Source organism: Conexibacter sp. CPCC 206217, assembly GCF_030646165.1.
Lineage (GTDB): Bacteria > Actinomycetota > Thermoleophilia > Solirubrobacterales > Solirubrobacteraceae > Conexibacter.
In genome coordinates this window covers 1-21985 of sequence record NZ_JAUTDO010000009.1, presented here as the reverse complement: position 1 = coordinate 21985, position 21985 = coordinate 1, and the positions used below count along the sequence as shown (strand labels likewise).

The 21985-nt window shown below is 72.0% G+C and carries 23 protein-coding genes; 11 read left to right on the top strand and 12 right to left on the bottom strand.

Annotated features, from left to right (window positions below):
* Positions 1-64: 64 nt before the first annotated feature.
* Positions 65-412 carry a hypothetical protein gene (locus tag Q7L65_RS22015; protein WP_304724564.1) on the top strand — a complete coding sequence of 116 codons (348 nt, stop codon included), beginning with the start codon at positions 65-67 and terminating at the stop codon, positions 410-412.
* 44 nt (positions 413-456) lie between these two features.
* On the opposite strand, the gene Q7L65_RS22010 is transcribed toward Q7L65_RS22015, so the two are convergent.
* From Q7L65_RS22010 to Q7L65_RS21975, 8 genes are all read right to left on the bottom strand, one after another.
* Positions 457-1095 carry a choice-of-anchor M domain-containing protein gene (locus Q7L65_RS22010; RefSeq protein ID WP_304724562.1) on the bottom strand — a complete coding sequence of 213 codons (639 nt, stop codon included), beginning with the start codon at positions 1093-1095 and terminating at the stop codon, positions 457-459.
* Between the two features lie 29 nt (positions 1096-1124).
* Entirely contained in the window at positions 1125-1976 is an 852-nt protein-coding gene (locus tag Q7L65_RS22005; RefSeq protein WP_304724560.1) for an anchored repeat-type ABC transporter permease subunit, read from the bottom strand.
* A gap of 1 nt (position 1977) precedes the next feature.
* Complete coding sequence (locus tag Q7L65_RS22000; protein WP_304724558.1) at positions 1978-2730, bottom strand: anchored repeat-type ABC transporter ATP-binding subunit; 753 nt, start codon at positions 2728-2730, stop codon at positions 1978-1980.
* Positions 2727-3659, bottom strand: coding sequence for a choice-of-anchor M domain-containing protein (locus Q7L65_RS21995; RefSeq protein WP_304724556.1), 933 nt, complete (start codon positions 3657-3659; stop codon positions 2727-2729). The genes Q7L65_RS22000 and Q7L65_RS21995 overlap by 4 nt, the downstream gene beginning before the upstream one ends.
* On the bottom strand, positions 3656-5248 hold the full coding sequence (locus Q7L65_RS21990; protein ID WP_304724554.1) for an anchored repeat ABC transporter, substrate-binding protein: 1593 nt from the start codon (positions 5246-5248) through the stop codon (positions 3656-3658). The genes Q7L65_RS21995 and Q7L65_RS21990 overlap by 4 nt, the downstream gene beginning before the upstream one ends.
* Positions 5245-6345, bottom strand: a complete 1101-nt coding sequence (locus Q7L65_RS21985; protein WP_304724552.1) for a choice-of-anchor M domain-containing protein — start codon at positions 6343-6345, stop codon at positions 5245-5247. The genes Q7L65_RS21990 and Q7L65_RS21985 overlap by 4 nt, the downstream gene beginning before the upstream one ends.
* A complete protein-coding gene (locus tag Q7L65_RS21980) occupies positions 6342-6776 on the bottom strand; it encodes a Fur family transcriptional regulator (protein WP_304724551.1) in 435 nt (144 codons plus the stop codon). The genes Q7L65_RS21985 and Q7L65_RS21980 overlap by 4 nt, the downstream gene beginning before the upstream one ends.
* A 112-nt stretch (positions 6777-6888) precedes the next feature.
* Entirely contained in the window at positions 6889-7584 is a 696-nt protein-coding gene (locus Q7L65_RS21975; RefSeq protein WP_304724549.1) for an SDR family NAD(P)-dependent oxidoreductase, read from the bottom strand.
* Positions 7585-7684: 100 nt separating this feature from the next.
* Here Q7L65_RS21975 and Q7L65_RS21970 point away from each other — a divergent pair, with 100 nt between their 5' ends.
* Positions 7685-8527, top strand: a complete 843-nt coding sequence (locus Q7L65_RS21970; RefSeq protein ID WP_304724548.1) for a helix-turn-helix transcriptional regulator — start codon at positions 7685-7687, stop codon at positions 8525-8527.
* A 120-nt stretch (positions 8528-8647) separates the two neighbouring features.
* Here the strand turns inward: Q7L65_RS21970 and Q7L65_RS21965 are convergent, their stop codons facing one another.
* Entirely contained in the window at positions 8648-9580 is a 933-nt protein-coding gene (locus tag Q7L65_RS21965) for a LysR substrate-binding domain-containing protein (RefSeq protein ID WP_304724546.1), read from the bottom strand.
* Positions 9581-9718: 138 nt separating this feature from the next.
* On the opposite strand from Q7L65_RS21965, the gene Q7L65_RS21960 reads away from it, so the two are divergent.
* The 8 genes from Q7L65_RS21960 to Q7L65_RS21925 all read left to right on the top strand — a co-directional run bounded on the left by Q7L65_RS21960 (position 9719) and on the right by Q7L65_RS21925 (position 18847).
* Positions 9719-10963, top strand: coding sequence for an aminotransferase class III-fold pyridoxal phosphate-dependent enzyme (locus tag Q7L65_RS21960; RefSeq protein ID WP_370552613.1), 1245 nt, complete (start codon positions 9719-9721; stop codon positions 10961-10963).
* A complete protein-coding gene (locus Q7L65_RS21955) occupies positions 10960-11646 on the top strand; it encodes a class II aldolase/adducin family protein (RefSeq protein WP_304724543.1) in 687 nt (228 codons plus the stop codon). Before Q7L65_RS21960 ends, Q7L65_RS21955 begins: the two co-directional genes overlap by 4 nt.
* On the top strand, positions 11643-12605 hold the full coding sequence (locus Q7L65_RS21950) for a carbohydrate kinase family protein (RefSeq protein ID WP_304724541.1): 963 nt from the start codon (positions 11643-11645) through the stop codon (positions 12603-12605). The genes Q7L65_RS21955 and Q7L65_RS21950 overlap by 4 nt, the downstream gene beginning before the upstream one ends.
* An 84-nt stretch (positions 12606-12689) precedes the next feature.
* Complete coding sequence (locus Q7L65_RS21945) at positions 12690-14969, top strand: N,N-dimethylformamidase beta subunit family domain-containing protein (protein ID WP_304724539.1); 2280 nt, start codon at positions 12690-12692, stop codon at positions 14967-14969.
* Positions 14966-15958, top strand: a complete 993-nt coding sequence (locus Q7L65_RS21940) for a cyclase family protein (protein WP_304724537.1) — start codon at positions 14966-14968, stop codon at positions 15956-15958. Before Q7L65_RS21945 ends, Q7L65_RS21940 begins: the two co-directional genes overlap by 4 nt.
* Positions 15959-16029: 71 nt before the next feature.
* A complete protein-coding gene (locus Q7L65_RS21935; RefSeq protein WP_304724536.1) occupies positions 16030-17052 on the top strand; it encodes a substrate-binding domain-containing protein in 1023 nt (340 codons plus the stop codon).
* Positions 17049-17822 (top strand): ATP-binding cassette domain-containing protein, encoded by a 774-nt coding sequence (locus Q7L65_RS21930; protein ID WP_304724535.1) that lies wholly within the window; start codon positions 17049-17051, stop codon positions 17820-17822. The genes Q7L65_RS21935 and Q7L65_RS21930 overlap by 4 nt, the downstream gene beginning before the upstream one ends.
* A complete protein-coding gene (locus Q7L65_RS21925) occupies positions 17819-18847 on the top strand; it encodes an ABC transporter permease (protein ID WP_304724533.1) in 1029 nt (342 codons plus the stop codon). Before Q7L65_RS21930 ends, Q7L65_RS21925 begins: the two co-directional genes overlap by 4 nt.
* A gap of 96 nt (positions 18848-18943) precedes the next feature.
* Here the strand turns inward: Q7L65_RS21925 and Q7L65_RS27725 are convergent, their stop codons facing one another.
* Together Q7L65_RS27725 and Q7L65_RS21920 are read right to left on the bottom strand one after the other, a co-directional pair.
* Positions 18944-19096, bottom strand: coding sequence for a carboxymuconolactone decarboxylase family protein (locus tag Q7L65_RS27725; protein ID WP_370552620.1), 153 nt, complete (start codon positions 19094-19096; stop codon positions 18944-18946).
* Positions 19097-19159: 63 nt separating this feature from the next.
* Positions 19160-20215, bottom strand: coding sequence for an NAD(P)-dependent alcohol dehydrogenase (locus tag Q7L65_RS21920; RefSeq protein WP_370552619.1), 1056 nt, complete (start codon positions 20213-20215; stop codon positions 19160-19162).
* A 131-nt stretch (positions 20216-20346) separates the two neighbouring features.
* On the opposite strand from Q7L65_RS21920, the gene Q7L65_RS21915 reads away from it, so the two are divergent.
* A complete protein-coding gene (locus Q7L65_RS21915; protein WP_304724529.1) occupies positions 20347-20694 on the top strand; it encodes an STAS domain-containing protein in 348 nt (115 codons plus the stop codon).
* Positions 20695-20712: 18 nt separating this feature from the next.
* Here Q7L65_RS21915 and Q7L65_RS21910 read toward each other — a convergent pair.
* Positions 20713-21985: class I adenylate-forming enzyme family protein (locus Q7L65_RS21910; protein ID WP_304724528.1), on the bottom strand; the 1273-nt coding region annotated here is incomplete at its 5' end.

Below are 21985 nucleotides of genomic sequence, written 5' to 3'. Positions count from 1 at the left end.
CACGCGAGTGAGTCTCACCACCATGTATTTCACGATGCCGCGTGCTCGTCGTACCTTCGATCGCATGAGCCCCCACGCGACGCATCCCCACCACGACCACGAGCATGGCCCCGGCTGCGGTCACACGGCGGTCCGCCACGACGGTCACGTCGACTACGTCCACGACGGTCATCTGCACCACCCGCACGAGGATCACGTCGACGAGCACGCGATCGCCGTCGACGCCGACCATCCCGACGGCCACACGCAACCTGCCGCCGGCCACGACGGCGCCCACGCCCACGGTCCCGACTGCGGCCATGACCCGATCCCCCATGGCGATCATGTCGACTACCTCGTCGACGGCACGCTGCACCACCCCCATGGGGATCACTGCGATCTCCACGGAACGCTCGAGGTCGTCGCGGGCTGAGATCGCGGGCGGCGGCCCCGCTGCGGCCGCCGCCCACCGGTCCGTCAGCCGACGACGAAGGTCAGCGTCGAGGCAGCTCGCAGCGATGCTCCAGACGTGGAGCGGCCCGCAAGCGCGTAGGTGAATTTGTACGTGCCGCGCTTGGTGAACGCCCAGTTGCCGTGGGCGTGGGTGCCGAGCGGGATCTGCTGGGTCTGCGGCATCCGCCGGCCGCTGTCGAAGAGGACGTCCGCGTGGCCGAACGCGCCGGTCTGGAAGACGACGAGCTTGCCGGGGCCGCTGACCTTGCTCACCGTCCACGCGATCGAACCGCGCACCATCGCGGTCGTGATCTCCTCGGTGTTCCAGCCGGCCCAGATGACGCCGGCCCGTTGGACCTGCGGGATCAGCCAGGCCGGGGAACCGGACGGCCCGACGAAGCCGAGCCCGGCCGGCAGCGTCGTGCGCGCCTTCGGCACGACGCGGATCGTGACGCCGGCGGGATCGCGCCAGACAGTCGTGCCGCCGCGCGTCGAGTCCTTCACCAGACTCACCAACCTGCCGCTGCGCATCTTCGCCGCCACCACGTCGGCGTGGCCGGTCGAGAGGACGGTGCGCGCGAGCGCGACCGGCGCTGTCGCGGCCATGCCGGCCGCGCAGATCGCGAACGCGATCGCCGCACGTCCTCGGGTCGTTCTGTTCATCTGGATCCTTTCGGAGGTTGTCGAAACCGTCAGCGCAGCCGCTGCTTGGCGATCAGGCCCTGGCGCGGGGCGCAGAACCACGCGAGCAGGAAGAGGGCCGTCAGGACGAGCACGATCGTGCCGCCGGTCGGGTAGTCCCACGACCACGAGACGTAGAGCCCGACGAGCGCCGAGAAGGCGCCGATCGCGGGCGCGAGCAGCATCATCACGCCGAGGCGGTCGGTCAGCAGCCGGGCGGTCGCCGACGGGGTGATCAGCAGCGCCAGCACGAGGATGTTCCCGATCGTCTGGACGCTGATGACGACCGCCAGCGTCACGAGCACATAGAGCGCGAGGTCCAGCCAGAAGACCTTCAGGCCCATCGAGCGGGCCGTCTCGCGGTCCAGCGAGATCGTGACCAGCTCCTTGTGCAGCAGCAGCACGATTCCGAGCACGAACACGCCGGTGCCGGCGACGACGTAGATGTCGTCGTCGGGGATGCCGGTGATCGAGCCGAACAGGAACTGCTGCAGCGAGCCCGCGTAGCCCGGCGCCTTGGAGATGATCACGATGCCGAGCGCGAACGCCGCGACGAAGAAGACGCCGATGACCGAGTCCTCCTTGATGCGGCGGTTCTGCGAGAAGACCGCGACCAGGACCGCCGTCACGATGCCGGCGATCGTGCCGCCGATCACGAGGCTGCCGCTGAGCACGAACGCGACCGCAAGGCCCGGGAAGACGGCGTGGGCGACGGCGTCGCCGATGAAGGCCATCCCGCGCAGCACGACGTAGCAGCCGACGACGCCGCAGACGATCGACGACATCACGGCGATCAGCAGCGCCTTCGGCAGGAAGGCGAGATCGGGGTTGAGCAGATCGGTGAGGAAGTCGGCCGGGGACATCTCAGGCCGCCGTCGCGAGGATCCGCAGCAGCGGGCTGCGCTCGCTGATGCCGAAGGTCCGTGTCCACAGCGACGCGTCGCCCGCGAGCTGTCGCGGGGCGCCCGCGGCGACGATCGTCTGGTTGAGCAGCGCGAGCCGGTCGCAGCTGTAGATCGCCGCCGCCAGGTCGTGGGTCGTCATCAGCACGGCGCGGTCCTCGCGCGCGAGCGACAGGAACAAGTCCGACAGCAGCTCCTGCGTCGGCATGTCCAGGCCGGTGAACGGCTCGTCGAGCAGCAGCACAGGGGACTGCAGCGCGAGCGCGCGGGCGACGAGGACGCGTTGGCGCTGCCCGCCCGAGAGCTCGCCGACGGGACGCGTCCGCAGATCGGACATCCGGACCCGTTCGAGCGCGTCGTCGACCGCCTTCCAGTCGGCGACGCCGGGGCGGCGCAGGGGCCCGAGCCTGCCGGTGCGGCCCGTCATCGCAACGTTCTCGACCGAGATCGGGAAGTCCCACGCGAACTCGTGGCGCTGCGGGACATAGCCGATCGGGACGCGTCCCGGCGCGGCCTTGCGGCCGTCGACCTCGACACGTCCGCTCGACGGCGCCAGCAGGCCCAGGGCGGTCCGCAGCAGCGTCGTCTTGCCGGCGCCGTTGGGGCCGATCAGCCCGACCAGCTCCCCGCGCGCGACGTCGAGGACGGCATCGCGCAGGGCGAGGCGACCGCCGAGCCGGACCGACACGTTCTGAACGGACAGGAGCGCGCTCATGCGCCCGCGTCCCCGGCCGAGCGGGCGCGCTGCTTGGCGCGGTTGCCACGCACGAGGACCGCCGCGAGCGCCGCCGCCAGCGCGGCCGCCGCGACCGCGATCAGCGCGACCCACGTGCCGCCCGGTCCGCTGTCGTCGCTGTCGCCGCCGTCCGGCGTCGCCTGTCTCGCCGCGGGCGCGGCCTCGCCCGGCGCGACGGAGCTGGTGGCGGCGAAGGCCGCGTCGGCGCTGGTACGGGTACCGACGGCGAAACGCAGGTCGCGGCTGTCGGTCACGCTCGAGCCGTCGACGAGGTCGGCGGCCACGGTCACGCGCGCGAGGTAGACGCCCGCTTCGGAGAAGACCCAGGTGGCGTGCGTGTGCGTGTTGACGTCCACCCACACCGGTCTCGCTCTGCTGGTCGAGTCCCACAGCACTCTCGGCGCGGCGAAGTCGCCGGACTGCAGGTAGACGACGAGCGACCCGGGCCCTTGCACGCCGGTCAGCGTCATCGTCACGCCGCGGTCGATCGTCTCCATCACCTCCGGGTCCTGGGTGTTCCAGCCGACCCACACCACATCGGGGTTCTGCGTCTGCGGCACGACGAACACCTCGCTGCCCGGCGCGGCTGCGAGAAAGCCGTAGGCCGGGTCGTCGGGCGCCTTCATCCGCGCCTCGTCGCCGACCCGCAGCACGGTCTGGCCGGTGTGGCGCCAGACGCTTCTCGCGCCGTCGGCCTTCGCGGTGTCGTCGTGGATCATCAACGTCCAGCTGCCGCCGACGAAGCGCGGGCCGACGTCGACATGGCCCGTCGAGAGCACCGCCCGGCCGCTCGCGACCGCTTGGCCCGCCCCGATCCGCTGGTCGAGCTCGTCGGCCGCGGCGGCCGCGGCGGGCGCCGCGACGCACAGCAGGCACAGGACCAGCGATCCCGTCGCTCGGCGGTTCATGACAGGCAACCTTTCAGCGAATCGGCGTTGAACCGCATCATCTGGACGTAGCTGGTGACGTGGCCGTCGAAGGTGTCGCCGTAGATCGGGCAGACGCGGATGCCCTGCTGCTTGGCGACCTCGGTCAGCGTCGAGGAGCGCGCGGCGAGGTTCGGCTCCAGGAAGACCGCCGGCACCTGCAGGTTGCGGATCGTCTCGGTCAGCTTGCGCCGCTGCGACAGCGACGGCTCGACCGCCGGGTTCGGCGTCACGAAGCCGGCGATCTTGACGCCGTAGGCGTGCGCGAGGTAGGCGAACGCGTCATGCGTCGTGACGAGGTAGCGGCGATCGCTCGGAATCGCGGCGATCGTCCGGCGGACATAGCGGTCGAGTCGGTCCAGCTCGGCGAGGTACGCCGCGGCGTTCGCCCGGTACTCCTTGGCGCCCGCGGGGTCGGCGTCGATCAGCGTGTCGCGGATCAGCTCGGTGTAGGACATCGCGTTGCGCACGTCCTGCCACAGGTGCGGGTCGATCTCGCCGTGCACGTGCTTGCCGAGCACCGCCTGCGGCAGCTGGTAGATCTGCTCGCCCGCCTTCCCCATGAACCTGAACTGCGCGCCCGCCGGGATCTCGCTGATCGCCTTCGACGGCACCTCGATCACCGCCGCCTCGGCGCCGTACTCGATCTGCGTCTGCTCGCCGCCGCCCTGCGGGTCGTAGAGGACGTACAGCTCGTCGCGGTCGAGGTCGACGGTCAGGTCGGCGTGGCCCTGGTCGAGGACCGTCGCGTCCGCTGTGCTCGGCGGCTTGACGCCGACGGCGAACGTGAACGTCGCATCCCCCAGCGAGATCGGGCGCGACGTGTCGTCGACCTGCAGGCTGGCGGCGAACGTCACGCGGTAGAGGCCCGGCTCGGTGAACACCCACGACATGTGGGTGTGCGCGTCCGCCGGCAGCGTCGCGGTGTCGTCCTTGAAGCCGCTGGCGGCGTCGAAGCCGTCGCGCGAATTGAAGTACACCTCGGCCTCGCCGAACGTTCCGGTCAGGTAGCCGAAGACGTCGCCGGGGCCCGACGCCGCGGTCGCCGCCAGCAGCACGTCGCTGGAGCGATCGGCGCCATACTGCGCGCCGTCGCCGCGCGCGCGCAGCCCCAGCCAGACGGTGTCGAGGTTGACGTCCTCAACCAGCGGGATGATCTCCGCCGCGTACTTGACGGCGTCCTCCGCAAGCGAGACGTTCGGCACGCCGTCACCGAGGTTGGCGTCCAGCGTCGTGACGATGCTGTGCTGCTCCAACAGCATGTAATTGCTGAACGCCACATCGGCATAGACGACGTCCCGCACATCGCGCAGCGTCGGCTCGAACGAGTGCGGATCGCCGCGATCGGGAACCAGGCTGACGACGTTGACGCGATCCCCGCCGACGTTCTTCACGAGGTCGCGCAGCAGCCCGGTCGTCGTGATCACCTGCAGCCGCCCGTCGGAGGTCGACAGGCCCGCCGCCGCGCCGCAGCCGGACAGCAGGCCCAGCGACGCCAGCAGCGCCAGCGCGCACATGCGCGCCGAGAAGGCGGCGCGCAGCAGCTCGCGCGTGTTCGGCGTCGGTCTCATCTCTGCGCGCGACCGGGTGTGCGCAGCGTCAGCAGGCGCACGGTCGAGCGTCCCCCGGCCGACGCCACCACGCGCACGCGGTAGCTCCCCGACGGCAAGCCGCGGTTCAGCCGCAGGCGGACCGCTCGCGCGCGCGGGGACACGATCGGCGCCGTGCTGCGTGCGACGACATGCTTGCCGCGCACCACCGTCGCGCGCACCCGGCTGCGCACGCCGACGCGCAGCCGCAGCGTCAGCGTCCGGCCGCTCAGCCGCGGCTTCGACGCCGCCAGCGTCAGGCGCGGCCTCGCGACGGCCGAACCGCTGCCGGCACCGGCCCCGCCCCTGTCGGCGCTCGTCCCGCCCCCGCCGGTCGTGCCACCCGGTTCCCTGCCGCCGCCGGCCGGTCCCGGAACGGTGCCGGGCGGAGGCCCAGCGGGAGGCGGCACGGCTCTCGGCAGCGGCTCGCCGGTCGCCGGATCGACGTCGCCGACGGTGACCGTCAGCGTCTGCGTGTCGCTCGCCCCGCCGGAGGGCGCGAGCGTCGCGCGCGTGGTGAAGGTCAGGCGATAGCGGCCCTCGGCGCTGAAGGCCCAGTTGCCGTGCGCATGCGTACCGACGGGAATCTGCGCGGTGTCGGGCAGTCCGTCGCCGCTGTCGAACAGCTTCGTCACCTCGCCGAACGAGCCGGCGGTGAAGAGCGCGAACCGCCCCGGTCCGTCGACCGCGTCCAGCGACCAGCCGAGCGTGCCGGAGACGTGCTCGGCGCCGATCTCCTCGGTGTTCCAGCCTGGCCACAGAAGCCCCTGCTGCTGCACCTGCGGCAACAGCCACAGCGGCGCTCCGGGCGCACCGAGGAACGCGAAGCCCGCACGGCTGGGAACGACCGTCGCAGCAGCGCGACGAACGTGGAACACGACGTCCGCCGGCTCGCGCCAGACGACCGCGCTCGCGCCGGCGGTGCCGTCCTTGACCTGCGCGCGCAGCCTGCCGTCGAGCAAGCGCGCGCCGTAGTCGACGTGCCCGTCCTGCAACACGACCGCCGCGCCAGCGGGCGACGCGCCCGCCGCCGCGCCCGCCGCCGCCAGCGCCAGAGCCAGTCCAGTTCCCAGTCTCATCGTTCCTTGATGCCTCGCAGAATCACGTCGTGACCGTCGAGCCGGAAGCCGAGCCGCCGCGCGACGTCGGCGATCGCCGCTTCCAGCGCCTCGTCGGTGAAGGCGTCGACCGTCCCCGTGCGGCTGTCGACGATGTGGTGATGGTGGTGGTGCGGATCCGCGATCTCGTAGCGCGCGATGCCGTCGCGGCCCTCGACGCGGTGCAGCAGGCCCAGCGCGAACAGCTGGTCGAGCACGCGATAGACAGACGCCGGCGAGCCGACGCCGGCGGCCTTCAGCCACTCGGTGATCTCCTGCGCGCTGACGAGGCACTGCCCGTCGCGTGCCAGCAGCTCGACGACTGCCGTGCGCACCGCACCTGCCCGCATCCCACCACTGGAGAGCCGCCGCTCTGCACGTTCGAGCCAGCGGTCGCGGAGTTCCGGATCCATGCGCCGCAGGCTACATCAAAATAGGAATGAGTCTTAGTCTGGTCAGCTAGACCGCGGCATCCTCACCTCTTCGACGACGCGCGCATTCACGCGCCGGACCGAGGAGCCGGCGTCACCACGGCACGTTCCCGTCGCGGTCGACGACGGTGTTGGTCGGGCCGTCGGCGCCGACCTGGGCCAGTGCGACGATCGCGTCGGTGCCCTCGGTGACCGTCTGGGGGCCGCTGTGGCCGTTCAGGTCGGTGGCGGTGTAGCCGGGGTCGGCGGCGTTGACGCGAAAGCGCGGCAGCGCCCGTGCGTACTGGCTGGTCAGCATCGTCACGGCCGCCTTCGACGACGGATACGCCACGGTCGTGAACGAGCCCTCGACCCGCTCGGGGTCGTTGGTCAACGTCATCGAGCCCAGTCCGCTGGAGACGTTGACGATGACCGGGTTCTGCGACGCCTCCAGCAACGGCAGGAATGCCTGGGTGACGCGCACGATGCCGAAGACGTTGGTCTCGTAGACCGCGGCGAGGTCGTCGACCGTCGTCTCGGGCACGCTCTTGGTGGCGCCCGCGATGCCGGCGTTGTTGACGAGGACGTCGAGGCCGCCGCCCGCGGCGCGGACGGCCTGCACCGCGGCGGCGACGCTGGCGTCGTCGGTCACGTCGAGCTGGACGAAGCGTGCGCCCAGCGCGTCGGCGGCGGCTCGGCCCGCGGCGGCGTCGCGCGCGCCGATCCAGACGTCGTGGCCGGCCTCGACGAGACGGCGGGCGGTCTCGCGGCCGAGGCCCTTGTTTGCTCCGGTGATCAAGGTGGTGGTCATGACTGGAGCGTGTCTCGCTCGGCCACGAAGGAAAAGGGGACCCTCCAGGCTGGTACTGGCAGGGCGACGATATGCGCTCGCGCTGCGCTATACCGAAGGCATGGCCATCGACCACGACGAGCTCGCCGGCTCCCTGCGCACCTGGCGCGACCGCGTGACGCCCGCCGAAGCGGGCCTGCCGGACGGCGGCCGGCGCCGCGCACCCGGCCTGCGCCGACAGGAGGTCGCGCAGCTCGCCGGCCTGTCGGTCGACTACCTCGCGCGCCTGGAACAGGGCCGCGCGACCAACCCGTCGCCGTCGGTGCTCGCGCCGCTGGCCCGCGCACTGCGGCTGTCCGACGACGAGCGCGCCCACCTCTTCCGCGTCGCCGGGCACGCCGAGCCCGCCCAAGGCTCCATCAAGCGCCACATCACCCCCAGCGTGCAGCGCGTCCTGGACCGCCTCACCGACACGCCCGTGATGGTCATCGACGCCTCCTGGCAGTGCACCACGTCCAACCCGCTGGCCTACGCCCTCGCAGGCGACACGTCCGCGCTGCCGCTGCGCGAGCGCAACGTCGCCTGGACCGTCTTCACCCAAGGCCCGACGCGCTGGCTGCGCACCGAAGCGGAAGAGCGCCTGCTGCGCCTCGAGCTGGTCGCCGACCTGCGCGAAGCCCGCAGCCGCTACCCCAACGACGGACTGCTCGCCGAACTGGTCGACGACCTCTTGACCGTCAGCGCAGAGTTCGCCGACCTCTGGGAGCAGCGCCAGGACCGGCAGCCCAACTCCGGCAGCATGACGTTCGTGCACCCTGAGATCGGGCCGATCACGCTCGACTGCGACTTCTTCACCGTGCGCGACAGCGACCTGCGGGTGATCGTCCTCACCGCCGCCCCCGGCAGCGACGCCGCAAGCCAGCTCGACCTGCTGGCCGCGATCGGGCTGCAGCAGTTCAGCTGACCAGAGCGCCGGCCCCGGCCGGTGGCGATACAGCCCGACCTGCTGCGGCGCGTTCGTGCTCGACCCGACGGGCACGACGTCGAGGTCGTCAACCACAACCGGGGCTGAGCCCCGGCCGCGTCAGGCGACGTCGTCGAAGGGATGCTCGATCGAGCGGACGATCTCGTGCTCGCGGTCGCGCACCTCGACGGCGGTCGCGACGAAGGCCCGCACGAGCGCCGTCTCGCGCTCGGGCTTCCACGCCAACCCGGTGGTGCAGGGCTCGACGGCCGTGATCGGGATGTAGCTGACGCCGGGATGCGAGAGGTAGCGAGCCGCAGCGGCGACCGTGACGCTGCAGGCGACCCCGGCTGCCACCAGCTCCAACTCCTCCGTCAGCGAGCTGGTGTGGATCAACCGCTCCGGCGGCTGCTGCAGCTGCTCCTCCAACGTCCAATAGCGGTGCCAGACCGGATCGCGCGCGTCGGCGGCGACGAGCTGCACCTCGGCCAGCTCGGCGACGGTGACCGCGTGCTTGCGCGCGAGCGGGTGGCGCTGGCCGACGGCCGCGACGAGCGGCTCTGAGAACAACGGGACGAAGCGGACCGAGCGCTCCGAGAACGGGCCGCGCAGGATCGCCAGGTCGATGCGACCGTCGGCGTAGGCGCGCCACGGCTCCACGTAGTCGAGCTCGCGCAGCTCGACTCTCAGCCCGGGGTGCTCGCGTGCGACGGCGGCGAGGATCGAGTCGGTCAGCTCCAAGGCGAGGCCGAAGCGGAAGCCGACGGTCAGCGAACCGACCGAGGAGCGGCCGGCGCGCTGGGCGGCCGCGACGCCCTCGTCGAGCGTCCGCAGCGCGCCGCGGGCGGCGACCAGCAGCTCCTCACCGGCCGCCGTGAGTCTGACCGCGCGCGTCGTGCGCTCGAACAGCTGGACGCCCAGCTCCTGCTCCAGCTCGCGAATCTGCCGGCTCATCGCCTGCTGCGCGACGAAGAACCGCGCGGCTGCGCGCCCGAAGTGCAGCTCTTCTGCGACGGCGAAGAAGTAGCGCAGTCGGCGCGTGTGCAGATCCACAACAGAACCATTGTAGATCCAACCCCGGAATGTTGCTTCTCCTGGCGCGCCGGCTCGCTTACGGTGAACACGCATCGGCTCGCCCCAGGGGCGAACCGCACGATCTCACCTCGAGACCGTTCACCAGGGAGATAATTGATGTCGTTGAAGCGAACCGTGAACGACGGGCTCGTGGCGCGGGCGGCTGCCGTGCTGCCATGGCGCGACGGGATCTACGGGCATATGAGCACCGCCAGACTGCCCGCGGGCTACCCGCAGTTCTACGCTTCGGGCGAGGGCGCGCGCGTACGCGACGTCGACGGCAACGAGTACGTCGACCTGATGTGCAGCTGGGGGCCGGTCGTCCTCGGCCACCGCCATCCGGCCGTCGAGGCGGCAGCGGCCGCCCAGGCGCGGATGGGCGACACGCTCGACGGCCCGACCGTCCAGATCGTCGAGCTGGCCGAACTGCTGACCGCGACCGCCCGCCACGCCGACTGGGCGATGTTCACCAAGAACGGCACCGACGCGACGACCGTCTGCGTGATGGTCGCGCGCGCCGCCACCGGCAGACGCAACGTGCTCGTCGCCGGCGGCGCTTACCACGGCAGCGCGCCGTGGTGCACGCCGCGGCTCGACGGCACGGTCGAGGAGGACCGTTCGACCTTCGTCCCTTACGACTTCAACGACCTCGCCAGCGCCGAGGCTGCCGTCGACCGCTGCGGCGGCGACGTCGCCGCCGTGATCGTCTCCCCCTTCAGACACGACGCGGGCTACGACCAGGAACTGGCCGATCCAGCCTTCGCCCGCGGCCTGCGCGCGCTCTGCGACCGCATCGGCGCGGCGCTGATCCTCGACGACGTGCGCGCCGGCTTTCGCCTGCATCACGGCGGCAGCTGGGATCCGCTCGGCGTGCTGCCGGACCTCAGCGCGTGGGGCAAGGCGCTCGGCAACGGCTTCGCGATCTCCGCGGTGACCGGCACCGACGCCCTGCGCGAAGCGGCCAGCCGCATCTTCGCGACCGGCTCCTACTGGTTCTCCGCGGTCGCGATGAGCGCCGCGCTCACGACGCTGACGACGCTGCGCGAGCAGGACGGCGTGGCGGCGATGCAACGCGCTGGCCAGCGCCTGCGCGACGGGCTCGACCGCCAGGCGGCCGCGCACGGCCTGCAGATCCTCCAGACGGGCCCGGTGCAGATGCCCTACATGACCTTCGTCGACGACCCCCACAAGGCGCGGCTGTCGCTGTTCGGGCAGGAGGCGCTTCGCAACGGGCTGTTCCTGCACCCGACGCACAACTGGTTCCTCTCGACGGCCCACACCGACGAGGAGATCGACCGTGCGCTGGAGGCGACCGACGCCGCCTTCTCCGCGGTCGCGCACCACGTCGAGGAGCTCGCATGAGCGACATCGCCAGAGCCCGCGAGCAGACCGCACCCGAGCCGCTGACACCGGCGCGCGCCGCGCTCGCCGCCGCCGCGCGCGAGCTGGCCGCGACGGGCGTCGCCCCCTCGACCGCGGGCAACCTCAGCGTCCGCGAGGGCGATCTCGTCGCGATCACCGGCGGCGGCGTGCAGCTGTCCGCGATGACGCCGGAGCGCTGCGTCGTCGTCGACCTCGACGGCGAGCAGGTCGCCGGCGCCGGGCGCCCCTCCTCCGAGACGCAGCTGCATCTGGCGGCCGGCGCGGCGACCGGCGCGGCCGCCGTCGTCCACAGCCACGCGCCGTTCGCGACGACGCTGGCGGCGACGCTGAGCGGCGAGCTGCCCGTCGTGCACTACTCGATGCACGCCTTCGGCGGCCCGGTCCGGATCGCGCCGTACGAGCGCTTCGGCACGGGTGCGCTGGCCGAGTCCGTCCGCGCTGCGCTGCAGGACCGCAGCGGCGCGCTGATGGCCAACCACGGCGCCGTCGTCGTCGCCCCGACGCTGGCGGAGGCGGTCGAGAAGATGGTGCTGCTGGAGTGGATGTGCGAGGTCACGTGGCGAGCGCTGCTGCTCGGCTCCCCGCGGCTGATCGAGGGCGACGAGCTGGATGCGGTCGGCGCACGCAGCCGCGCACTCAGATACGGACGGGCCGACGCGTGAGCGCGCGCCCGCGGATCGCCTGCGTCGGCGTCCACATCCTCGACACGCTCGCGCGGCCGATCGACCTGCTGCCGAGAACGCAGCAGGCGGTGATCGTCGAGCAGATCCGGATCGCCCCCGCCGGCACGGCCGGCGGCACGGCCGTCGTGCTCGCGCGGCTCGGCGCCGAGGTGCTGTCGGTCGGTGCCGTCGGCGACGACCACGCCGGCCGTTTCCTGCGGCTGCTGCTGGAGGAGGAGGGGATCGACACCGCCGCGCTGAGCGTCAAGCAGGGCGCGCAGACCGCTGCGTCGGTGCTGCCGATCAGCAGCGCGGGGGTGCGGCCCGCCTGGACCGTGCGCGGCACCAACGCGCTGCTCGGCCGCGACGACCTGCCGTGGGACGCGCTCGGCACGCTCGACGCGCTGCACTACGGCGGCGTCTCGGCGCTGCCGGGTCTCGACGGCGCGGTCGCGACCGAGCTGCTGGCGGCGGCCCGCGCGGCGGGCGTGCGCACGAGCGCCGACTGCCTCGGGATCAAGCGCGACGACGCGATGCAGACGCTGCGCCCGACGCTGCCGCAGATCGACCTGTTCATGCCCAACCGCGCCGAGGCGCTGACGTTGACCGGGCGCAGCGACCCGCGCGAGGCGGCCCGCGCGCTGCGCGACGAGGGCGCCGCAGCCGTGATCGTCAAGCTCGACGACGAGGGCTGCTTCGGGATCGGCCCCGACGGCGAGTTCACGCACCCGACGTTCGCGGTCGACGTCGTCGACACGACCGGCTGCGGGGACGCCTTCTGCGCCGGCACGATCCGCGGGCTGGCGCTCGGCCGCTCGCTGGAGGAGGCCGCATGGCTCGGGATCGCGGCCGGCGCCCTGACCGCCGGCGGCCTCGGCTCCGACGCCGGCGTGAGAGACCTCGAAGGGACGCTCGCGTTCCTGGAATCGCAGCGGCGGTCGGCCGTGGAGGCGCGATGAACCGCTCGCGCGCCACGCGTTTCACGCCGCTGCGCGGCGGCGATAACGACGACTTTTCCGACCGACAGCCGGAGGACCGACAGCATGGCTGACGCCGCGACCACCTACGGGTACTGCGACCGCTTCGAGTATCTCCCCGGCGAGACGGTGAGCGTGCACCTGCATGCGACCGTGCCGGAGCTGCGCCTCGACGTCGTCCGCCTGCACAGCGCCGACGAGCGCGTCCCGTCGCCGCAAGGACCCGAATCGCCGGTCGCCGCGATCGCGTCGCAGACGGTTCAGGGCGTCGCGCGCGCGGTCGTGCGCGGCTCCTACGCGCGCGTCGACGGGATCGCGGAGCTTGCCGGCGCGCGCCGCGTGACGGTCGCGCTGCGGGCGATGCCGACGCTGCCGCGGCTGCCGGACGGCGAGCAGCGTGCGCAGACGCTGCTGTCGACGCTCACCGCCGACGGCAGCGCCGGCTTCGCGCTCGCGCTCGACGCGGACGGACGGCCGCTGCTGAGCGTGGGCGGGTCCGCTGGCGACACGGACGCGGGCACTGCGAGCGCGGGTGCGGGCGGCGCGGACGCGGACGGCGTCGCCGCCGCCCACGCGATCTGCCGCGGCCCCCGCCCGCTGACCGAGTGGGAGTGGCACGAGCTGCGCTGCGAGCTGGACCTCGACGCCGGCCGCGCGACGCTCTCCTACCGCCCGCTGCTCCCGGTCCCCGGCGACGTCGCCGCGGGCTCCGTCGCGGGCGCGCTGCCGGACGGCGTGCGCGCCGCGGCGGCCGACGGCACGCTGCTGCTCGCGGCGACGGCCGGCGCGCCCCACCCGCGCGAGCACTTCAACGGCCGCCTGGAGGACGTGCGGATCGACGCCGACGGTGCGGCCGTCGCGCGCTGGGACCTCGGCCGCGAGCCGCGCGCGCAGCGGCTGGTCGACGTCGGCGGCCGCGGCCACCACGGCATGCTCGTCAACGGTCCGACGCGGGCGGTGACGGGCTCGACCTGGGACGGCACCGAGGTCGACCACCGCCATGTGCCGCAGCAGTACGCGACGGTCCACTTCCACGACGACGACCTCGACGACGTCGCCTGGCCGGCCGACGCCGCGATCGAGCTGCCGGCCGACCTCGCCAGCGGGGTCTACGCGCTGCGCGTACGCGGCGAGCGCGGTGCCGAGGACCGCATCCCCTTCTTCGTGCTGCCCGCGCCGGGCACGCCGCGCCCGCGCGTGGCGCTGATGGTGCCGACCTTCACGTACCTCGCCTACGCCAACTCGCAGCTGTCGGACCGGATCGACTACGAGGTCTTCGGCCTGACCGATCGCGACCGCAGACCGAGCGAGCGCGACGTGCAGCTGGAGGGCGCGCCGGAGCTGACCGGCTCGCTCTACGACGTCCACCGCGACGGCAGCGGCCGCTGCTACTCCAGCGCGCTGCGGCCGATCCTCAGCTTCCGCCCGGAGTGGCAGAGCGCGATGCAGCACGCGCCGCGCCACCTCTCCGCCGAGCTGTACCTGACCAACTGGCTGGAGCGGCTCGGCGAGCCGTATGACGTGATCACCGACGGCTCCGTGCACGCCGGCGGCGTCGAGTCGCTGGCGCCCTACGACGTGGTGATCACCGGCACCCACCCGGAGTACGTCAGCGAGCCGCAGGTGGCGGCGCTCGAGCAGTTCGTCGCGCGCGGCGGGCGGCTGATGTACCTCGGCGGCAACGGCTTCTACTGGGTCACCAGCGTCGACCGGGAGCGGCCGCACGTGATCGAGGTGCGACGCGGCAACGCCGGCACGCGCACCTGGGACAGCCGGCCCGGCGAGGTGCATCACTCCACGACCGGCGAGCCGGGCGGGCTGTGGCGTCACCGCGGCCGCGCGCCCAACCGCCTCGTCGGCGTCGGCATGGCGAGCCAGGGCTGGGACCTGAAGGCGCCCGGCTACCGTCGCGCGCCGGCGAGCTTCGCGCCCGAGCTGGCGTGGATCTTCGACGGCTTCGGCGAGGACGAGCTGGAGTTCGGCGCCGAGGGCCTCGTGATGGACGGCGCCGCCGGCGACGAGATCGACCGCTTCGACGTCCGCATCGGCTCACCGCGCCACGGTGCCGTCGTCGCCAGCTCGACCGGTCACAGCAGGTACTACAAGCTCGTCCACGAGGACCTGCCGATGAGCCGTGACGGCCTCGGCGGCGACGAGAACCCGGACGTCCGCTCCGACCTGACCTACGTCCCGTGGGCCGGCGGCGGCGGCGTCTTCGCCGTCGGCGCGATCGCCTGGGCCGGCGCGATGGCGCTGCGCGAGTTCGACAACCCCGTCGCGCGGCTGACGACCAACGTGCTACGGCGCTTCCTCGACCCCGAACCGCTGCCGGAGGTGCGCGCATGACCGACCTGAGCTGGGATCCGCCGACCTACCGCGTCGACGCCGACGGCCGCGTGATCGGCGCCGAGTGCGAGAGCACGCCGAACAACTGGGGCCGTTGGGGCGACCTCGACGAGCGCGGCACCGTCAACTTCATCACCCCCGCGCATGTCGCCAGAGCGGCGACCCTGATCAAGGACGGGAGCGTCCACAGCCTCGCGATCCCGCTCGACCGCGGCGGGCCGTTCCACCCGCTGCGCACGCCGCCGGTGCACCACTACGCCTACACCGGCGCCGACTTCGTCGTCAACGGACCGCTGGCGCGCAGATACCCCGGCCACCAGGGCAGCGACGACTACATCTACATGCCGCTGCAGGGCAGCACGCAGTGGGACGCGCTGGCGCACGCCGCCTTCGACGCGACCTTCTACAACGGCTTCTGGATCGGCACCGCCGACGCCTCGGGCGGCGCGCAGCGCTGCTCGATCCAGCGCATGAACCAGACGCTCGTCGGCCGCGGGGTGCTGCTCGACATGCCGCGCTTGCACGGCGTGCAGCGGCTGCAGCCCGGCCACGCGATCGGGCCCGACGAGCTCGACGCCTGCGCCGCCGCGCAGGGGGTCGAGATCGGCAGCGGCGACCTGCTGCTGGTGCGCACGGGCCATCTGCCGTGGTTCTACGAGCTCGAGCACAAGGCCGAGTTCTGGAGCGTCGGCGCCCCGGGCATCGGCAGCGCCGCCGTGGAGTGGATCCACGAGCGCGAGATCGCCGCGCTCGCGGTCGACAACGTCGCGGTCGAGGTCGAGCCGTTCGAGGAGCCCAATCGCACGATCTACCCCTTGCACGTGCGGCTGATCCGCGACCTCGGCCTGTCGCTCGGCGAACTGTGGTGGCTGGACGGCATCGCCGACGCGTGCGCCGCCAGCGGCCGTTACGACTTCTTCCTCTCAGCCCCCCCGTTGAACCTGACCAACGCGAGCGGGTCGCCGTTGAACCCGATCGCGATCACGTAGGTGCACGTCGCATTCACACCCCGCCGGCAGCTGCCGGCCAACGTCTCGAATCCGTTTCCGGGAGGTCTCTGATGAAGCTCAACCTGATCGTCCGCCGCACCGCTCCGCTGGTCGCCGTGCTGGCCGCCAGCGCCGCGCTCGCAGCCTGCGGCAGCAGCAGTGACGACGACTCGACCACCAGCGCCAGCAGCGGCGGCGGCGGCAGTGACCTGACGATCGCGATGGCGACCGGCAGCGCCAGCGACGCCTTCTACCAGAAGGTCAGAGAAGGGGCGCAGGAGGAGGCCGACAGACTCGGCGTCACGTTGGATTACCAGGCCTCCAACGAATTCACCGCGCAGGACATGATCCCGGTCGTCGACTCGCTGCTGACCAAGAGACCGGACGCGCTGGCGATCGCGCCGGCCGACCCGAGAGCGATGACGTCGACGATCAGACGGTTCGCCGACGCCGACATCCCGATCGTCACCTTCGACAGCAGCGTCACCGACCCGCCGTTCGACATCGTCACGCAGATCTCGTCCAACAACAAGCTCGGCGGCAGACTCGCGGCCGACCTGCTGGCGAGAGAGATCGACGGCAGAGGCCAGGTCGCGACGATCAGCACCGACACCTCCAACATCGTCCAGTACGACCGCGCCAGAGGCTTCAACGAGGAGATGGCGGCGAGATACCCCGACGTCGAGATCGTCGCCAGAGAGCTGGTCGGCGCCGACTTCCCGCGCGCGCAGACGACGGCGCAGACGCTGATGACGAAGTACTCCGACCTCGCCGGCTACTTCACCACGTGCAGCTTCTGCACCGAGTACGCCGCGCAGGGCCTGCAGGGTCTGCACAAGCAGGACAGCGTCGCGCAGATCGGCTATGAGGCCGGCCCGAAGGAGATCGACCTGCTGAGAAGCGGCGTCCTGCGCGCGGTCGTGGCGCAGAACCCGGCCGAGCAGGGCCGGCTCGCCGTCAGATACGCCGTGATGGCCGCCAGAGGCGAGACCTCCGGCATCCCCAGAACGGTGGCGATGGACCCGGTCGCGATAACCGCCGACGACGTCGACAGCAAGCAGGAGTTCTACTACGCGACGAAGGACTCGAAGTGACGGAGACCGCCCCAACCGTCAGAGCGACCGGGATCGTCAAGCAGTACGGGGCGATCCGGGCGCTCGACGGCGTCGACATCGAGCTGCGGCCCGGGGAGATCGTCGGCCTGCTCGGGGACAACGGCGCCGGCAAGTCGACGCTCGCGAGCATCCTCTGCGGCGCGGCCCAGCCGACCGCCGGCGAGCTGCACGTCGAGGGGGTCGCGCAGCGGCTGCAGACGCCGCTGCAGGCCCGCGACCTCGGCATCGAGATGGTCTTCCAGGATCTCGCGCTGGCGCCGGACCTGACGATCGCGGAGAACATGTTCCTCGGCCGCGAGCGGCTCGCCTCCCGCGGCCGCTGGCTCGCGTGGCTGGACCGCCGCGAGATGGAGCGCCGCTCGGCGCAGGAGCTGGAGTCGCTGTCGGTGCGCGTGCGGTCGGTCAAGGCACGCTGCTCGGAGCTGTCGGGCGGCCAGCGCCAGGGCGTCGCGATCGCGCGCGCCGTGATCTGGAGCTCGAAGGCGCTGCTGCTCGACGAGCCGACCGCCGCGCTCGGCGTCGAGCAGCAGGATCAGGTCGCCAACCTGATCCGCGACGTCGCCGGGCGCGGCGTCGCCGTGATGCTGATCACGCACAACATGCAGCAGGTGATGGAGCTGTGCGACCGCGTCGTCGTGCTGTGGCGCGGGAGATCGGTCGCGAACCTCAGAGCGGGCGAGTACGACATCGAGCGGCTCGTGCAGTGGATCACGGGCGCGGCCCTCGTACAGGAGGCACGCGGCTCATGAGCGCCACCGAGACCCCTTCGCAGCAGGCGGTGCCGGCGCCCAACCGACTGCTCGTGCTGCTGGCGACCCACTGGACGCTGGTCGCGTTCCTGATCGTGCTGATCCTCTTCGGCGTCGGCTCGTCGGACTTCTTCACGCAGGACAACTGGATCGCCACGAGCGTCTACGCGACCGGGATCCTGACGCTCGCCGTCGGGCAGACGTTCGTGATCGTCTCCGGCGGCATCGACCTGTCGGTCGGCGGGACCGTGTCGGCCGCCGGGATGGTCGGCGCGCTGACGATGCGCGACCTGACCGACGGCGGCTCCTCGGCGACCGTCGCGATCGTGCTCGGCGTCGCGGCGGCGCTGGCGGTCGGCCTCGTCGTCGGGATCGCGAACGGCCTCGCGATCTCGCGGCTGAGACTGGCGCCGTTCATCGTCACGCTCGGGATGATGGGGATCACCCAGGGCGCGGCGAACCTCGTCAACGACGGGCAGCAGATCTCCGAGATCCCGGCCGATCTGTCGACCTTCGGCAGCGACCTGATCGGCGGCTGGCTCTCGACGCTGGTGCTGATCTCGCTGGCGGTGACGGCGATCGCCGCGATCGTGCTGGCCAAGACGCGCTTCGGCCTGCGCACCTTCGCGCTCGGCTCCAGCCCCGAGGCCGCGCGCCGCGCGGGCATCGACGTCAGACGCCAGACGGTGATGATCTACGCGATCTCCGGGCTGCTGGCCGGCGTCGGCGGCGTGCTGGTGCTGAGCCGCTTCGGCGTCGCGCAGACGAACGCCGGACAGGGCGTCGAGCTGAACGCGATCGCCGCGGTCGTGATCGGCGGTGCCAGCCTGTTCGGCGGCAAGGGCAGCATCTTCGGCACCCTGATCGGCGTCTCGATCATGTCGATCCTCGTGACCGGCCTGGTGCTGATCGGCGTACAGCCGTTCTGGCAGACGGTCGTCACCGGCCTGGTGATCATCGGCGCGGTCTACATCGACCAGCTGCGCGACCGGCTGCAGGTCCGCATCGGGGCGCAGCGGGCCTGACGCGCTCCTGACGACGTCGAACGGCTGGAGGTCGATCGCGCTCCAGCCGTTCGGCGCAGCTCGCGCTGGAGCTGTCCTTCGGACCGAAGCCGACCCTCAGGCGGCGTCCGCCTCGACCTCGTCAAGCACGCGTTGGGCGATCGCGAACGCACGGTTGGCGGTCGGGACGCCGGCGTAGACGCCGGTCTGCAGGAAGGCCTCGCAGATCTCCTCGCGCGGAAGGCCGTCCGCGAGCGCCGCGCGTGTGATGTTGCCCTGAAGCGGCGCGGTGAACGGGGTCGTGGCCGCGACGGCCCGATCGTCTGAGCCGCGTCAGGCCTGCGCGGGCGTGAGCGTCGCGGTGTCGATCACGAAGCGGTAGCGCACGTCGGAGGCCAGCACGCGCTCCCACGCCTCGTTGATCTGGTCGGCGCCGATCAGCTCGATCTCGGAGCCGATCCCATGCTCGGCGCAGAAGTCGAGCATCTCCTGTGTCTCGCGGATGCCGCCGATGTTCGATCCGGCGAACGAGCGGCGGCGCAGGATCAGCGAGAACGCGTTGATCGCCATCGGCTCCGGCGGGGCGCCGACGTTGACGAGCGCGCCGTCGAGCGCCAGCAGCGAGACGAAGGCGTTGAGGTCGACCGCCGCGCTGACCGTGTTGACGATCAGGTCGAACGTGCCGGCGAGCGCTCTGAACGTCTCCGGATCGCTCGTGGCGTAGTAGTGGTCGGCACCGAGGCGCAGACCGTCGTCCTGCTTCTTCAGCGACTGCGAGAGGACCGTCACCTCGGCGCCCATCGCGTGCGCGATCTTCACCGCCATGTGACCGAGCCCGCCGAGCCCGACGACCGCGACGTGCCTGCCGGGGCCGGCGCCCCAATGGCGCAGCGGCGAGTACGTCGTGATGCCGGCGCACAGCAGCGGCGCGGCGGCGTCGAGCGGGATCCCCTCCGGGATCTTCACGACGAAGTCCTCGGTCACGACGATGTGGGTCGAGTAGCCGCCCTGCGTGACCTGGCCGTCTCTGCCGATGCCGGCGTACGTGAGGATGTTGCCGGGGATGCAGTACTGCTCCTCACCCTTGCGGCAGTTGTCGCACTCGCGGCAGGAGTCGACCATGCAGCCGACGCCGACGCGCTCGCCGACGGCGTGCTTGGTGACGGCGGAACCGACCTCGGCGACGATGCCGGCGATCTCATGACCGGGGACGAGCGGATACGACGCCGGACCCCACTCACCGCGCACGGTGTGGATGTCCGAATGGCAGATCCCGGCGTACTTGATCTCGATCAGCACGTCGTGCGGTCCGACGTCGCGACGATCAATCGTGGCCGGAGCGAGCGGGTCGGTCGCCGCAGTGGCGGCATAAGCATTCACGGTGAGCATGTCCATCCACAAAAGCACGTTCCAGAAAACAGGGCCGGAGTCCCCTTACACGCCACTTTTCCAAATCTCGCTCGCTGGGTAGGCCCTACCACGGAGTTCCAGTCTCAGTGCCGCTGCCAGGAGTGCCCGTCATGTCTGCTTCCCCCCACCTCGAGATCCCGGCCGGGTTCGAGATCAGCATCGAACTCGGAAACGAGTCTGTCGTCGTCGCGCCGATCGGGGACCTCGATGCGCGAGCTGCGCATGCGCTGGAGCAGGAGCTGGAAGGGCTCGTCGCGCGCGGCTTCACCGACATAGTGCTGGACCTGCGCGGCGCGCTCTTCGTCGGCTCCAGCGGATCGGAACTGCTCGACCGGCTCGAGGCGAACAAGTACACCGACGGCTACACGCTCAACATCCGCGCCGGTGGTGGCGCAAGCGCCGGGCCCGCGCGCCGGCGCCGCCGCTTCCAGCGCGCACCGTCGGCGCGCAGCCTCTGAGAGCCGCGCGCACCCGCATCAGGGCGATGACGCGGCCGTGAGCGAGTCCTGGGTGCCGGTCAGCACGCCCTTCATCACGCGCCCCATGCCGTTGCGCGGGAGCGCGTCGACGAAGTCGATCCTGACCGGCACCTTGTAGTCGGCGAGGCGTTCGGCGCAGAAGGCGATCAGCTCCCGCTCGGTCGGGCGCGGCGCCCCGCCGTCCTGCGCGTGCGCCACGACGACGCCGCGCACGTCCTCGCCGAGGATCCGGTTGGGCAGCGGCACCGCGGCCGCCTCCAGCACGCCCGGGTGCTCGGCCAGCACGCCCTCGACCTCGGCGGAGGAGATGTTGAGGCCGCCGCGGCGGATCAGTTGCTTGTCGCGGTCGACGAACGTGAGGAAGCCGGCGTCGTCGGCGCTGACCATGTCGCCCGTGCGGACCCAGTCGCCGTGGAAGGCGGCGGCCGTCGCCGCGGGGTCGCGCACGTAGCGCGACATCGTGCTCGGTCCGCGCAGGCACAGCTCGCCCGTCGCGCCCTGTGCGACGGGGTTGCCGTCGGCGTCGAGGACGGCCAGCTCGCTCCATGGGTGGAAGCTCGTGCGCCCGATCGAGAGGCCGAGCGAGCCCATCCGCTGCAGCGCCTGCGGGTGGTCCTCCGGCGTCAGCATCGTGCCGGCGGTGCCACCCTCGGTGAGGCCGTAGACGTTCGTCAGCTCCAGACCCCGGCGCTCGCCGAGCTGGGCATGGACCTCGCGGTAGAAGGCGGGACTGGCGGGCTGGCCGCCGTAACAGACGCGTCTGAGCCGCGGCAGGTCGTACTGCGTCAGCGCCTGCGGGCCGAGGCGGTCGAAGATCAGCTGCAGGACGCTGGAGATCAGGAAGACCGACGTCGCGCCGTGGCGCTGCATCCGCTCCAGCGTGCCGCGCACGTCGAACTCCGGCTCGACGACGTACGTGCAGCCGGCGGCGAGGCAGGCGAGCAGGTTCGTGTGGCAGCCGGTGCTGGTGAAGAACGGCGCGAACGACTGGTAGACGCTCTGGTCGTCGAGCCCCCACAGCGGGATCGCCTGGTGCCCGCACGCGACCGAGCCGCCATGCGTCAGCGCGACCGCCTTCGGCGTCCCGGTCGTGCCGCTCGTGAAGATCCAGTCGGCGTCGTCGGTCTCGGCGAGCGGGGGCGGGACGGGTTCGGGGGTGGCGGCGGCTGCGGCGAGAGCGATGGCGAGGGGGTCGCCGAGGGGCGGGAGCGGCGGCGCGGGGCCGGGCGGCGCGGCGGCGGGCGGGGGCGCGGTGGCGGCGGCGGGCGGG